Origin of the sequence: Kitasatospora sp. NPDC059408 (assembly GCF_042751525.1) — a bacterium.
Taxonomy (GTDB): domain Bacteria; phylum Actinomycetota; class Actinomycetes; order Streptomycetales; family Streptomycetaceae; genus Kitasatospora.
This window is the reverse complement of record NZ_JBHYWI010000025.1, coordinates 37,947-50,816: the sequence shown is the minus strand read 5'-3', so window position 1 is coordinate 50,816 and position 12,870 is coordinate 37,947. Positions and strand designations below refer to the sequence as shown.

The window sequence follows — 12,870 nt, the reverse complement described above, 5'->3', positions numbered from 1 at the left end:
CCCGCCGCCGACTCCGTGCCCGTGCTGTCACCCGCTCGGGTGAGCGGATCGCTCGTCGGGCGTAGCCGGGGCTTCCGGCGGAGGATGGGAGTCCCAGGTCGTCGACGGGAAGGCGGACGGGTCATGGTGATCGGCATGGCGGACATCCGGGAGTGGCGCGGCCAGGCGGTCGTGGACGAGAAGGGCGGCCGGATCGGCTCGCTGGAGTCCGTGTACGTGGAGACGTCCACCGACGAGCCCTTCTTCGCGACCGTGACGGTCGGCGTGATGTCCGGGCGCCGGCTGGTCTTCGTCCCGCTGGACGGGGCCGTGGTCGGACCGGGCTACGTCAAGGTCGCGTTCCCGAAGAGCGTCGTCAAGCAGGCGCCCGCGATCGGCACGGACGACGTCCTGCCCGCCGTCGACGAGCCCGCCGTCTTCGCGCACTACGAACTCCCGTACGCGACCGGTGCCGGCGGCGAGCGGCGCCTGGCGAGGCGCTGAGGGCGGTGGCCGGCCGGGGCCCCGGCCCGGATACCCCACCGGGTACACTGGCCAGTCGACAGCCGACGTGAAAGGTGGCCCGGACATGCAGGTGGACGAGGAGGCGGTCGGCGCGGTCCTGAACCGGCTGCGTCGCGCGCAGGGCCAGCTGGCCGGTGTGATCGCGATGATCGAGGCGGGCCGCGACTGCAAGGACGTCGTGACCCAGCTCGCCGCGGTGTCCCGGGCCCTCGACCGGGCCGGGTTCAAGATCGTCGCCAGCGGTATGCGCCAGTGCATGGCGGCCGCCGACGAGGACGGTGCGCCGATGACCGAGGCGGAGCTGGAGAAGCTGTTCCTCGCCCTGGCCTGAGCCCCGGCCCGAACCCCGGCCCGTCTCCCGGCCTGAACCGTGACCTGACCCCCGGCCTCAGCCCCGGCCCGACCCCTGGCCCGGACGTACGGATGTGTGCGCACTTCGGGGTGCACGCACATCCGTACGATCGTCTGACGATCATGCTGTCACACGCCCCGGCCCCCACCGCGTTACCAAGGTATGGATCAATCATCGAATCCGGACGCCCCGGCCGAGCCACACCGGCCGGACTTCCCGGACTTCGTCGCCTCCCGCGCCCGGCACCTCCACCGGACCGCCTTTCTCCTCACCGGCGGTGACGTCCACCTCGCCGAAGACCTCGTGCAGGAGGCGCTCGGCCGGATCTTCGTCAAGTGGCGGAAGATCTCCCGGCTGGACAACCCCAGCGGCTACGCGCAGACCGTCCTGGTCAACACGTTCCTGTCGTACCGCCGCAAGCGCAGCGCCTCCGAGCGCGTCACCGACGAGTTCCCCGAGGTCGGCGTGCAGGACCCGGACCCGGCGCTGCGGCTGACGCTGCTGCGCGCCCTCGCCGAACTCCCGGCGTCGGACCGCGCCGTGCTGGTGCTGCGCTTCTGGGAGGACCGCAGCGTCGAGGAGACGGCCGCCGCGCTTCGGCTGAGCGGCACCGTCGTCCGCGCGCGCTGCCGCCGGGCCCTCGCCCGCCTGCGCGGGGTCCTGGGCGACGACATCGACGCCGTCCTCGGCGGATCCACCGACACGGCCGGCACCGGTACGACGAGAAGTGCGAACGGAACCGGCGGACCCAACCCCTCCTCCGAGAAGGCGGTGCTGCGCCATGCCCACTGACGACATGTTCGAGGACGGTTTCGCCCGCGCCCTGCGCGGTGCCGCCGAGCTGGCCCCCGAGCCGGTGCAGCACACCCTGGCCGCCGTCGCCGAGCAGCGCGGCCGCCGTTGGCGCCGCCGCCGGCGCGCGGTCGCCGCGAGCGCCCTCGCGGTGCTGGTGCTGGCCGGGGTGGGCGGTTTCGCGGCGGTCGACCGGGGGGCGTCCCGCGGCGCGGTCGGGCCCGCCGACCCGGCGCCGGAGCAGCCGATGTCGGCGCACGAACTGGTCGCGCTGGTCGGCGGCCTGCTGCCGAAGGGCACCGTCACGCCGCTCGGAGGCGGCGATCCGACGACGATGCTCCACGGGCACCAGACCGCGGTCACCCTGCTGTTCGACGACGGGGCGGGGGCGAGCATCATCGAGGCCTTCGTGGACCGGACGAACCTGCGGCCCGAGGCGGGAGCGGTCTGCATGGACCCGTTCCAGACGCCGCAGGACTCCTGCCGGCGCACCGTCCGGCCCGACGGAGCCGCGATCGCGATCGACAAGCTGCGCACGACCACCACCCCGGGCGGACGGGAGTGGCGGGCCACCCTGGCGCGCCCGGACGGCAACCGGATCCAGGTCATCGAGTACAACGGGCAGCCCGCCACGGCGAACCGCCCGGACCCGCCGCTGAACGACGCCCAACTGACCGCCCTGGTGTGCTCGATGGAGTGGTTCCGGGTGTTCGCCGCGCTCAGCCCGGTCAAGGACGCGCCGGCACCGGGCGCCGCCCCGGCGCCGACCCCGTCCGCGAGCGCCCCGTCGAACGCGGAACTGCTCGCGAAGGTGGTCCCGCTGCTGCCCGCCGGCGCGAAGGTCGAGGGCCAGGACCCGGAACACGGCGTGCTGACCGTCACCGTGGACGGCCGCACGAGCATGCTGATGGTCGGCGGGGACGCACCGTCCAGGCGGGGCCAGGACGACCTCGGGTCGATGGACGACAACCTGCCGACCCCGCTGGAGGTCCGGGAGAAGCAGCCCGACGGGACGCTCGTCGTCACGAACCGCTTCGGCAACGGCAAGACCGCGACGAACCCGATCCTGCACTGGACGGCCGCGGTGCACACGCCGGACGGCGGCCAGGTGCGGATCTCGGAGTGGAACGGCGAGAACGCCTACACCTACCGGCCCGGCGACCCCGCGCTCGACCTGGACCACCTGAAGGCGATCGTGACCGCCCCCACCCTGCGGCCCTGACGCCACAACGACGGCCCGGCAGGGGAGTCGATCCCCTGCCGGGCCGCCGCCGTCTCCGGGCTCAGTGCCCGCCGACGGGGTCCGTCGGCCTCGCGTCGTCCGCCGGCCTCGCGTCGTCCGTCAGCCTCGCGTCGTCCGTCAGCCTCGTGTCGTCCGTCGGCCTCGCGTCGTCCGCGGGGGGCACGACCTCCTCGACCGGCCCGATCCCGAACGCGAACTCCGAGGCGTCCGCCGCGGCCGCGTACGGACTCACCATCGCCCGCCGCTCCTCCTGCATCGCCGTCAGCCGCCGCACCACGAGGATCGCCAGCACGGCCGCCGCGGCGCGGACCGTCCCGGCGGCGGAGTCGACCACGAGCAGGGCCTGCGGGTCGACCGTGCCGAAGGAGTGGCCGGCCAGATCGTCGGCGATGCGGGAGAGGAGCAGCGAGACGAGCCACGCCGTCCACCAGGCCGAGACCAGCCCGTGCCCGACCGGCCGGCGCCGGCCGTCCCGGTCCACCGGCGCACTCGCGTCCCAGCTGTCGGCCATGAGCTGCTGCGGGAACCAGAACTGGACGATCGGCGTGATCCAGGCGCCGATCGTCCAACCCGTGCCGCGCCGGTGGCCGAGCGGCAGGAAGAGGCCGGCGTTCCGCCGTACGCGGTAGAACCAGATGATGAACGCGGTCGCGCCCAGGGCGAGGAGCAGGAAGGCGACCCCGTCCAGCCCCTTGGCCAGGCTCTCCAGCGTGTCGAAGTCGCCGAGCGAGACGTCCGAACCCGGGTCCTGCGCAAGGGAGTGGAAGACCAGGGCGGTGACGTCGGCGCCGACGGCGAGGACGGCCAGCAGGATGTTGAAGGCCAGTGCCACGTAGGCGAGGATCGCCGGTACGACGGGCGAGCGGTACGCCCTCGGCCACGTCGGGTCGGCCTCGGCGCAGCTCGGGCAGCGCCGGTTCGGGATCGCCGCAGGGCGAGCCCCGCACACCGCACACATCATCAGAATCGGTCCACTCCTGGGGGGGCCGCCGGGCGCGTACGTCGCGCTCCGGTCGGTCGGGCCGTCGCCCCGAGCGGGGCGGGCGCGCCGAGCCTAGTGGGGCGGCCGGGGCCTCCGCCAGTGGAATACCGCCGGGATCGCCGCAGGTCAGGGGCTGTATCGGGGGAATCCGGGCAGATCCTCCGAAGGCCGCTCGAACACCCGCAAGTCCCGGAGTTCCCGAACCTCCCGATGGTGCGTCACGCGTCGTTCACGTTCCGGTCGCTGGCCTTCGGGTGAATGAGGGCGCCCACAGTTGTACAGCCAACTGTGGCTCCCCCCTCAGCCTCCGTGACCAGCCGCGCGCGGAACCGGCCCCGCCGATCCCGGTGATCCCGACGATCCCCGGCGACTCCGGGCGGGCCCGGCCTCCCCGGCGGCGGACAGGACAACCGTGGCCGCAGGCAGCGCCCTGAACCTCACCGCACCCGCCAACCCGACCGAAGGCGACCGGCTCACCTTCCACTGGACCACCGACGCCCCCGACGCCAAGAACTGGGTCGGCATCTACGACGGCAGCCGCAAGCCCGGCAACGGATCCTCCCTGCTGTGGAAGTACACCCCGGGCGGCTCCGGCGACCTCCAGCTCGACACCTCGGCGCTCACCGGCGGCCCGTACACCGCCTACCTGCTGGCCAAGGACGGCTACGGCGTCCTCGCCCGGACCGAGCCGTTCAGCTTCCGCCCCAGGCCCGCCGTCGTGCGCCCGCACGCCGCCGTGGACTCGCTGACCACCGCCCCCGTCGCCCCCGGCGCCGCGGTGTCCGTCAAGCTCGGCGGCCTGTGGTCGCGCCCGGCCGGCAACCCGGCGGGCACCGCGACCTTCCGCAAGGCCGGCGGCGCGGCCTGGGCCTCGGTCAGCGCGGACGGCACCCTCACCGGCACCGCCCCCAAGGCCGGCCAGAACCCGGAGATCGTCGTCGTCGGGGTCAAGGACAGCGCGGGCGCGACCGACACGATCACCGTGCTGGTCCCGGTCGCCGACCCGGCCGGGCCGCTGCGCCTGAAGACCGCGAGCTGGAACCTGCACGACGCCGGCAGCGGCTACACCGACGCGCTGGAGAAGCAGGTGCGCGTGGTGCTCGCCCAGGGCCTCGACGTCGTGGCGCTCCAGGAGACGGCCGGGACCCAGGCGCAGACCCTCGCCACCGCGCTCGGCTGGTACGCCTACCAGAGCCCCGGCAGCGTCGGCGTCCTCAGCCGCCACCCGCTGGCCGACGTCACCCCGGTGACCGCCGACCTGCCCGCCGCCGCGGCGACCGTGCGGCTGCCCGGCGGACGGACCGTCCGCTTCTGGGCCGCGCACCTCGACGAGAGCGACTACGGCCCGTACGGCGTCCAGGACGGCCGCACCGCCGCGCAGGCCGAGGCCGCCGAGAACGCCTCCGTCCGACTCAAGCAGGCCAAGGCGCTGGCCGCGGCCGTCCGGGCCGACGTCGCCAAGCACACCCCGGTGGTGCTCGCCGGCGCGCTCTCCTCGCCCTCCCACCTGGACTGGACCGCCGCCACCGCGGCGGCGCACGGCAACGTCGGAGCCGTCAACTGGCCCGTCTCCAAGGAGTTCCAGGCCGCCGGCCTGACCGACACCCTGCGCGAGGAGAGCCCGGACCCGGTCAAGGTCCCGGCCGCCACCTGGTCGCCCACCCGCAAGCAGCGCGGTGCCAAGCCCGAGCCGCAGGACCGCATCGACTACGTGCAGTACGCGGGCGCGCTCAAGCTCGTCGAGGCGCACACCCTCGTGGCGGACTGGCCGCAGCCCGAGCCGAACACCGCGGCCAACGAGTGGCCGTCCGACACCGCCGCCGCCGTCGCCACCTTCCAGCTCTGAGAGGCCGGTCCGCCATGTCCGAACTTTCCCGTCGCACCTTCGTCGGCGCCACCGCGGCGGCCGGCGCCGTCGCGCTCACCGGCCTCGCGACGACCCCCGCCGACGCCGCCCCCGCGGCCGGGGCCGACGCGCCCACCGGCACCGTCAAGGACGTCCGGCACGTCGTCGTCCTCATGCAGGAGAACCGCAGCTTCGACCACTACTTCGGAACGCTCAACGGCGTCCGCGGCTACGGCGACAAGCAGGCGCTCCAGTTCCCGGACGGCACCGACGTGTTCCGCCAGCCCGACGCCCGCCGCAGCGACGGCGGGGCGATGCTGCCGTACCGGATGGACACCTCCAAGTACAACGCGCAGAACGCCGGCGGCCTCGCCCACGACTGGGCCACCGGCCACCAGGCGATCAACAACGGCGCGATGAACAAGTGGATCGCCGCCAAGGGCGAGCGCACCATGGGCTACTTCACCCGGGACGACATCCCCTACCAGTACGCCCTCGCCGACGCGTTCACCCTCTGCGACGCCTACTTCACCTCCCTCGCCGGGCCGACCGACCCCAACCGCCTCTACCTGTGGACCGGCACCGCCGGTCCGGGCCGCGACGGCACCACCGGCCCCTGGATCGACAACACGCCGGTCACCGACAACCCCGTCGCCGACTGGACCACCTACGCCGAGCGCCTGGAGAAGGCGGGCGTCAGCTGGCGCGTCTACCACAACCCCAGCAAGGACGACCGCACCGGCGACTACGACGACAACGCGCTGTCCTACTTCAAGCAGTTCCACGACTTCCCCGCGGACGACCCGCGGTACGTCAACGCGATGACGAAGTTCGACCCGACGGACTTCGACCGCCACTGCAAGGACGGCACCCTCCCGACGATCTCCTGGCTCGTCGCGCCCTACCTCTTCTCCGAGCACCCGGCGGCCGGCCCGGCCTACGGCGCGCACTGGGTCGACATGGCGCTCCAGTCGCTGATGTCCAACCCGGAGGTGTGGCAGCACACCGTCTTCCTCGTCATGTACGACGAGAACGACGGCTACTTCGACCACATGGTCCCGCCCACCCCCGAGGCCGGCACGCCCGAGGAGTTCACCCAGGGCCGGGCGATCGGCCTCGGCAACCGCGTGCCGCTGTGGGTCGCCTCCCCGTGGTCGCGCGGCGGCTGGGTCAACTCCCAGGTCTTCGACCACACTTCGGTGCTGCGCTTCATGGAGGTCGTCACCGGGGTCGCCGAGCCGAACATCTCGGCGTGGCGCCGGGCCGTCTGCGGCGACCTCACGAGCTGCTTCGACTTCGCCGCACCGGACTTCTCGATCCCGAAGCTGCCCGACACCAACGCCCTGATGGCCAGGGCCGACGCGGGCGCCAAGCTGCCCGGCGTCGCCCTGCCGGCCGTCGGCGCCCAGTCGATGCCCGTTCCGGAGCGCGGCGACCGCCCGCACCGCCCGCTGCCCTACCAGCCGTGGGCCGACGCGGAGGTGGACCGCAGGAGCGGCAAGGTCACCTGCACGATGAGCAACGACGGTTCGGTGGCCTTCCCGTACACCGTCTACCCGAACATCGTCCTCCCGTTCGCCGGCACGCCGTTCACCGTCGCCCCCGGCGCCACCGCCACCTACGTGTGGGACGCCGCGGCGACCAACGGCCGTTACGACTTCACGGTGCACGGCCCGGACGGCTTCGTCCGCCGCTTCGCCGGCACCGTCGTCCGCGACGGGCAGGGCGGCCAGAACGACATCGGCGTGCCGATCGTCACCGCCGACCTGCGCGGCGACGTCAAGCTCACGCTCCAGGTGGCCAACGACGGGCTGACCGACGTCGCCTTCACCGCCGAGCCCAACGACTTCGCGGGCACCGCGCAGACGGTGTGGGTCAAGCCCGGCAAGCAGGCCAACATCGCCTGGCCGCTGGACAAGCAGGGCCGCTACGACGTCGTCGTCACCGCCCACACCGGCCAGCGCTTCGTCCGCCGCTACGCGGGCTGGGTGCACTGACCACTGACCCGACCCGACCCGACCCGACCCGAGCCACGGCCGCGGGCGCCGAACCGGTGACCCCCGGCCGTGGCTCGGCCGGACCGTCGGACCCCGCCGCTAGCGTCGGGTCCATGCAGAAAATCACCACCTTCCTCTGGTTCGACCAGCAGGCCGAAGAGGCCGCCGCCTTCTACACGTCGCTCTTCCGCGACTCCCGCATCACCAACGTCACCCACTACCTCGACGGCGGCCCGGCGCCCGCCGGTTCGGTCATGACCGTCGAGTTCGAACTCGACGGCCGGCCGTACGCGGCCCTCAACGGCGGGCCCCAGTTCTCCTTCACCGAAGCCGTCTCGCTCCAGGTGGAGTGCGACGACCAGCAGGAGATCGACGAGCTCTGGGCCAAGCTGACCGCCGACGGAGGCCAGGCGGGCCCCTGCGGCTGGCTCAAGGACCGCTACGGCTTCTCCTGGCAGATCACCCCGCGCGTCCTGCTGGACCTGATCGCCGACCCCGACCGCGCCAAGGCCGGCCGGGTGATGGCGGCGATGATGTCCATGGGGAAGATCGAGATCCGGCCGCTGCTCGCCGCGGCCGAGGGCTGAGGCGCCATGACCCCCGCCGCCGTCCGCACCACCGTCTACCTGCACGCCACCCCCGAGCGGGTCTGGCACGCCCTCACCAGCGCCGACGAGTCCGCCGTCTACTGGGGCCACCGCAACGTCTCCACCTGGCTCCCCGGCGCCCCCTGGGAGCACCGGCGCACGGACGACTCCGGCACCGCCGACGTCACCGGCACCGTGGAAGCCGCCACCCGCCCCCACCACCTCGTCACCACCTGGTACTCCCCGGGCAGCCCGGACCCGGCCGGCCCGTCCCGGGTCACCTTCGGGATCGAGGGCTGGCAGGACCTCACCCGCCTCACCGTCACCCACGAGGACCTCGCCGACGAGACCGGGGCGGAGCAGGCCGCCGCCGGCTGGTCGGCCGTCCTCGCCAACCTGAAGACCTACCTCGAAACCGGCCACCCGCTGCCGCAGCAACCGTGGCTCATGCCTTAGCGGCTATCGCCCGGTGCTCGTGGCCGGGCGGGGGCGCTCGCCGCGGAGCCACCTCCGGAGGCCGGCGAAGCGGGAGAAGCGGGCCCGGTTGGCCACGGAGGCGCGGTCCAGTTCCTCCATCAGGCGGCGGCCGCGGTGCTCCAGGTCCATCTCGTCGAGGATGCGGTCCACCTCGGCCAGGAGCGCGCCGTGCAGCTGCCAGGCCTCGGGGTGCTCGCGGACCTGGCGCAGGAGGAGCTGGGCGACGTTCTCCCGGCAGGTCCAGGCGGCCGCGAGTTCGGCGGCCAGGCGTTGCTCGGCCTCCTCGGCGTTGCGGCTCACCTGGGTCGTGACGAGGACGGCGAAGCTGACCATCGCGCCGCCGATGTGGGCCAGCAGTTCCTCCAGGGCCACGGCGACCTCCGGTTCGAACAGGCGCTCGCCGGGCTCGCGGCGCTTGGCCAGGTCGGTCAGGGAGCGGGCCAGGACGCGGATGACCACCACGCAGATCTCCAGCGTGTCCAGACCGGTGCGCAGCACCAGGCGGGAGAGGAGTCCCTCGCTGATCCGGGGGTTGAAGCGGAGGCTGTCCTCGGCCTGGCGCAGGGCCGCGTCGACCTCGGCGATCGCCTGGTCCAGGCGGCGGGCCTCGTGGAGGCGTTCGGCGGCGACGGCGACCGGGGTGGGGCGGCCCAGCTCCTCGGCGATGTCCAGGAGCAGCTGCCGGGCGCGCCGGGCGAGGTCCTCGATCGAGGCGCCGGCGGTGTCGACCCAGACGGGCGGGGCGAACAGCAGGTTGAACAGGAGGCCGACGGCGGCGCCGATCAGCGTCTCCAGGACCCGGTCCCAGGCCTGGGAGGCGAGCTTGGTGACGCCGAGGATCAGCATCGCGCTGATCGCGACCTCCTGGACGAACTCCTCGACCCGCACGAAGCGGCCGATCGTCAGCGAGGCCAGGATGATCAGCCCGAGGCTCCACCAGGAGAGTCCGACGACGGCGCTGAACCCGATCGCGATGAGCACGCCGACGACCACCGAGTTGACCCGGCGGATGCTGGTCTTGAGCGTCGAGTAGACGGTGACCTGCACCACCAGGAGCGCGGTGAGCGGCGCCGTGAGCGGGGCCGGCTCGCTGCTCAGCCGCGTCGCCACCGCGTAGGACAGGGTGGCCGCCACGGTCGCCCGGACGGTCTGGACGACGAACGGTTCTCGGGCGCCACGGCGGACGGCGGCCGTGAGGGACTCCGGGAGGATGGCCATGAGGCCCTTCTTTCCCCGCAGCCGGTGTTCACACCGCCGATCGCGCCGGAGGGCACCCGGTTGCCCGCTGCGGGGTCGGGAAACGGCCGCGTCAGGGGTTGCGGCGGTCCAGGCGCAGCTTCCAGGGGGCGAGGGCGGACTCGACCTGGACGCCGATGCTCATCTTGGACGCGCCCTCGACGCGTTCCTCGAAGCGGATCGGGACCTCGCGGATCGTCATGCCGCGCTTGACGACGCGGTAGTTCATCTCGACCTGGAACGAGTAGCCGTTGCTCTGGACGGTCGGCAGGTCGATGGCCCGCAGCGTGTCCGCCCGCCAGGCCTTGAAGCCGGCGGTGGCGTCGCGGACGCCGAGGCCGAGGATGGTGTTGACGTAGAAGTTGGCCCACGCGGAGAGGGCCTTGCGGTGCCACGGCCACTCCGAGGCGGTCGAGCCGCCGGGCACGTAGCGGGAGCCGAGCACCACGGCGGTGTCGCCGGTGAGGAGGGTCCGGACCATCTCGGGTATCGCCGTGGCCGGGTGCGACAGGTCGGCGTCCATCTGCACGACGACGTCGGCGTCCTCGTCGAGGGCGCGGGCCATGCCCGCGAGGTAGGCGCGGCCGAGGCCGTCCTTCTCGGTGCGGTGCAGGACGCCGATCCGGCCGTCCGCGCCGGCCGCCAGCTTGTCGGCCAGCTCGCCGGTGCCGTCCGGGGAGTTGTCGTCGACCACCAGCAGGTGCAGGTTCGGCACCGGCAGCTGTGCCAGCAGGCCCGCCAGGACCGGAAGGTTCTCCCGCTCGTTGTACGTGGGGACGACGACAACGACCTTGGGGGAGGCCTCGACCATGCTCTGTTCCCTACCCGCGCTCTCCGGCCGGACCCCGTGCCCCGCCTCACGGGCGTCCGTGATCTGCTGATCGGACCGTGCGAGTGTAGCCGTGCCGGGGGACGGCCCGGTCCCGGGGCCCCGGCCGGCGGGCGGGTGAGGCGGCGTCGGAGGTCGGTTCGACCACGATGGACCGCCGGGGCTACTTCCCGCCGTAGACGGCGGCGAGGTTGTCGCTCGCGGGGTGGGTGCGGCCGGCCGGGCCGGCGGCGAAGGCGCGCAGGACGTTCTCGGTGACCTTGCGCACCAGGTCGCCGGCCTTGGCGTCGATGCCGTGGTCGGCGCCGGTGCCCCCGGGGCCGCGCGCGTCGAGCGTCTCCACCCAGCGCATCGTCCCGGTGGCGAACACCCCGGCGCCGCTCGGGACGGTGTGGTAGGCGGTGTCGGCGTGCGAGCGGCGGCCCTCGCAGACGACGGGGGAGTGGGCGATGACCTCGATCGGGCGCGGGACGGGGAAGGCGGTGTCCACCTTGTCGTACTCGACGCCGACCAGGTGCGGGAAGGACGCGCCCGCGGCGACGCCGGTGCCCGCGAAGGCCCAGTGGTCGGGCGCGCCGACGACGTAGGGCGCGTCCACGGGGTAGCCGTCGTAGATGACGCCGAGCATCGAGCTCTCCGGGTCGGCGCTCGGGCCGGTACGGAAGTCGGTGGTGGCCGGTGCGCCCGCCTGGTACCCGGGGTCGCTCGCCCAGGCGTCCTTGTAGCAGACCACCGTGCGGTCCGGCCCGAGGTCGGTGGGCTCGAACCGGACCCGGCGGAAGCAGCAGTTCGCCCCCAGGAAGGCCACGTTGGTGCCGGCGTCCCGGGCCGCGACGACGTTGGCGCGCTGCTCGGGGGACCAGTACTCGTCGTGACCGAGCGACAGGACGGCGGTGGCGCCGCGCAGCAGCGCGGGCTCGCGGGCCACGTCGATCCCGGTCGTGTACGCGAGCGGGATGCCGAGCTGCTCGGCGAAGGAGACCAGCGGCGCCTCGTAGACCAGGAACAGCCCGGCACCGTGGTCGTAGTCGTACGGGCGGTCGAAGACGACCTTCAGCGAGCGGGTGGCGAGGCCGCCGGTCGGGCCGTTGTAGAGGCTGTACCCGCCCCACTCGTTGTAGGCCTGCCACGTCGCCGGGGCGCTCACCACGACGGTCCGCCCGGCGGTGACGGCCGAGCGGACGGTGAGCGGGACGTAGCGCTGGCCGGAGCCGTCCTCGGCGTCCAGGCGCAGCAGGTACGCGCCCTCGGGCCAGCCGGCCGTGTCGACGGCGAGGGTGCGCTGCCAGCCGGTGAGGACGGTGCGGGTCGTGCCGTCCACGTGCGGCGCGGGCTGCTTGGCGCCCGGCACGTGTTCGCGGCGCCACACCAGGCGGGCGCGGGCGCCGCCGTACCAGCCGATCCGGTAGGCGGAGACGGTGAACGCGGCGGCCGGTGTGGAGACGTGCAGGCCGACGGGTTCGCCGGGCAGGACGCTGACGCGGTCGGCGAAGCCCTCGATGGCGCCGGCCGGGCCGGGGTTGGTGATCTCCCAGTCGGCGTTGCCGGGCAGTGACTGCTCGGGCCGGTGGTCGTCCTTGAGGCCGGCCCGCTGCGGGGTCGCGCCGGCGGGGTCGGGGGAGGGCGCGGGGCTCGCGGGTTCGTCGGAGTGGTGGGTGCCGCAGGAGGTGAGGGCCGCGGCCATCAGGCCCAGACCGAGGACCCCTCGTCGGCTCGGTTCCGCCCGCTGGTCCGCCACGTCGGCCTCCCGGTTGCCCGTCTCGGTGTTCTCTACCCGCTCGCCCGTGCGTCAAGGCGCGCGCACATCCTCACTCTTTCCGGTCATGGTCTCGCACCCGCCGCGCCGGGCGTGCGACGGGTTCGCGCGCCCTCGCCGCACGTCCCGCGCCCGTGCGCCACCGGAGAGGGCCGTCCGGGGGCTCCCCGGCGCGTCCGGTCGTGCGGCTCCGCGGCGGCGGCGGTCCGGTCCCTTAGCCTGACCGGGCCGTCCGCCCGGCGGCCAGGGGGTCAGGAGCCGTGGCGGCC

Annotated in this window: 12 protein-coding genes; 8 read left to right on the top strand and 4 right to left on the bottom strand. The window is 73.7% G+C overall.

Annotation, left to right across the window (positions count from 1 at the left end; genetic code table 11):
- The first annotated feature begins 135 nt into the window (after positions 1-135).
- The 4 genes from ACFXDE_RS18615 to ACFXDE_RS18600 all read left to right on the top strand — a co-directional run bounded on the left by ACFXDE_RS18615 (position 136) and on the right by ACFXDE_RS18600 (position 2,870).
- A complete protein-coding gene (locus tag ACFXDE_RS18615; RefSeq protein ID WP_380439788.1) occupies positions 136-483 on the top strand; it encodes a PRC-barrel domain-containing protein in 348 nt (115 codons plus the stop codon).
- Between the two features lie 85 nt (positions 484-568).
- The gene (locus ACFXDE_RS18610; protein WP_329931520.1) at positions 569-835 is read left to right on the top strand and encodes a metal-sensitive transcriptional regulator; all 267 of its coding nucleotides are present in this window, start codon (positions 569-571) and stop codon (positions 833-835) included.
- 183 nt (positions 836-1,018) lie between these two features.
- Positions 1,019-1,648, top strand: a complete 630-nt coding sequence (locus tag ACFXDE_RS18605; protein WP_380495521.1) for a SigE family RNA polymerase sigma factor — start codon at positions 1,019-1,021, stop codon at positions 1,646-1,648.
- Positions 1,638-2,870 carry a hypothetical protein gene (locus ACFXDE_RS18600; RefSeq protein ID WP_380495519.1) on the top strand — a complete coding sequence of 411 codons (1,233 nt, stop codon included), beginning with the start codon at positions 1,638-1,640 and terminating at the stop codon, positions 2,868-2,870. Before ACFXDE_RS18605 ends, ACFXDE_RS18600 begins: the two co-directional genes overlap by 11 nt.
- Positions 2,871-2,931: 61 nt before the next feature.
- Here the strand turns inward: ACFXDE_RS18600 and ACFXDE_RS18595 are convergent, their stop codons facing one another.
- The gene (locus ACFXDE_RS18595; RefSeq protein ID WP_380495517.1) at positions 2,932-3,840 is read right to left on the bottom strand and encodes a DUF4328 domain-containing protein; all 909 of its coding nucleotides are present in this window, start codon (positions 3,838-3,840) and stop codon (positions 2,932-2,934) included.
- Between the two features lie 445 nt (positions 3,841-4,285).
- Here ACFXDE_RS18595 and ACFXDE_RS18590 point away from each other — a divergent pair, with 445 nt between their 5' ends.
- From ACFXDE_RS18590 to ACFXDE_RS18575, 4 genes are all read left to right on the top strand, one after another.
- Positions 4,286-5,719, top strand: a complete 1,434-nt coding sequence (locus tag ACFXDE_RS18590) for an endonuclease/exonuclease/phosphatase family protein (RefSeq protein ID WP_380495515.1) — start codon at positions 4,286-4,288, stop codon at positions 5,717-5,719.
- A gap of 14 nt (positions 5,720-5,733) precedes the next feature.
- On the top strand, positions 5,734-7,716 hold the full coding sequence (locus ACFXDE_RS18585; protein ID WP_380495513.1) for a phosphocholine-specific phospholipase C: 1,983 nt from the start codon (positions 5,734-5,736) through the stop codon (positions 7,714-7,716).
- Positions 7,717-7,829: 113 nt separating this feature from the next.
- A complete protein-coding gene (locus ACFXDE_RS18580; protein ID WP_380439776.1) occupies positions 7,830-8,303 on the top strand; it encodes a VOC family protein in 474 nt (157 codons plus the stop codon).
- A 6-nt stretch (positions 8,304-8,309) separates the two neighbouring features.
- Positions 8,310-8,759: an SRPBCC domain-containing protein gene (locus ACFXDE_RS18575; protein ID WP_380495511.1), complete on the top strand. Its 450-nt coding sequence runs from the start codon at positions 8,310-8,312 to the stop codon at positions 8,757-8,759.
- A gap of 3 nt (positions 8,760-8,762) precedes the next feature.
- Here ACFXDE_RS18575 and ACFXDE_RS18570 read toward each other — a convergent pair whose 3' ends face one another.
- The 3 genes from ACFXDE_RS18570 to ACFXDE_RS18560 all read right to left on the bottom strand — a co-directional run bounded on the left by ACFXDE_RS18570 (position 8,763) and on the right by ACFXDE_RS18560 (position 12,583).
- Positions 8,763-9,998 (bottom strand): aromatic acid exporter family protein, encoded by a 1,236-nt coding sequence (locus ACFXDE_RS18570; RefSeq protein WP_380495509.1) that lies wholly within the window; start codon positions 9,996-9,998, stop codon positions 8,763-8,765.
- Between the two features lie 91 nt (positions 9,999-10,089).
- Positions 10,090-10,827 carry a polyprenol monophosphomannose synthase gene (locus ACFXDE_RS18565; RefSeq protein ID WP_380495507.1) on the bottom strand — a complete coding sequence of 246 codons (738 nt, stop codon included), beginning with the start codon at positions 10,825-10,827 and terminating at the stop codon, positions 10,090-10,092.
- A 181-nt stretch (positions 10,828-11,008) separates the two neighbouring features.
- Entirely contained in the window at positions 11,009-12,583 is a 1,575-nt protein-coding gene (locus ACFXDE_RS18560) for a N,N-dimethylformamidase beta subunit family domain-containing protein (RefSeq protein WP_380495505.1), read from the bottom strand.
- Between the last annotated feature and the right edge of the window lie 287 nt (positions 12,584-12,870).

What these genes read in the sequence shown, in the direction of transcription:
- ACFXDE_RS18615 (WP_380439788.1), top strand. Translation starts at nt 136, where the DNA reads ATGGCGGACATCCGGGAGTGGCGCGGCCAGGCGGTCGTGGACGAGAAG.
- ACFXDE_RS18610 (WP_329931520.1), top strand. Translation starts at nt 569, where the DNA reads ATGCAGGTGGACGAGGAGGCGGTCGGCGCGGTCCTGAACCGGCTGCGT.
- ACFXDE_RS18605 (WP_380495521.1), top strand. Translation starts at nt 1,019, where the DNA reads ATGGATCAATCATCGAATCCGGACGCCCCGGCCGAGCCACACCGGCCG.
- ACFXDE_RS18600 (WP_380495519.1), top strand. Translation starts at nt 1,638, where the DNA reads ATGCCCACTGACGACATGTTCGAGGACGGTTTCGCCCGCGCCCTGCGC.
- ACFXDE_RS18585 (WP_380495513.1), top strand. Translation starts at nt 5,734, where the DNA reads ATGTCCGAACTTTCCCGTCGCACCTTCGTCGGCGCCACCGCGGCGGCC.
- ACFXDE_RS18580 (WP_380439776.1), top strand. Translation starts at nt 7,830, where the DNA reads ATGCAGAAAATCACCACCTTCCTCTGGTTCGACCAGCAGGCCGAAGAG.
- ACFXDE_RS18575 (WP_380495511.1), top strand. Translation starts at nt 8,310, where the DNA reads ATGACCCCCGCCGCCGTCCGCACCACCGTCTACCTGCACGCCACCCCC.
- ACFXDE_RS18570 (WP_380495509.1), bottom strand. Translation starts at nt 9,998, where the DNA reads ATGGCCATCCTCCCGGAGTCCCTCACGGCCGCCGTCCGCCGTGGCGCC.
- ACFXDE_RS18565 (WP_380495507.1), bottom strand. Translation starts at nt 10,827, where the DNA reads ATGGTCGAGGCCTCCCCCAAGGTCGTTGTCGTCGTCCCCACGTACAAC.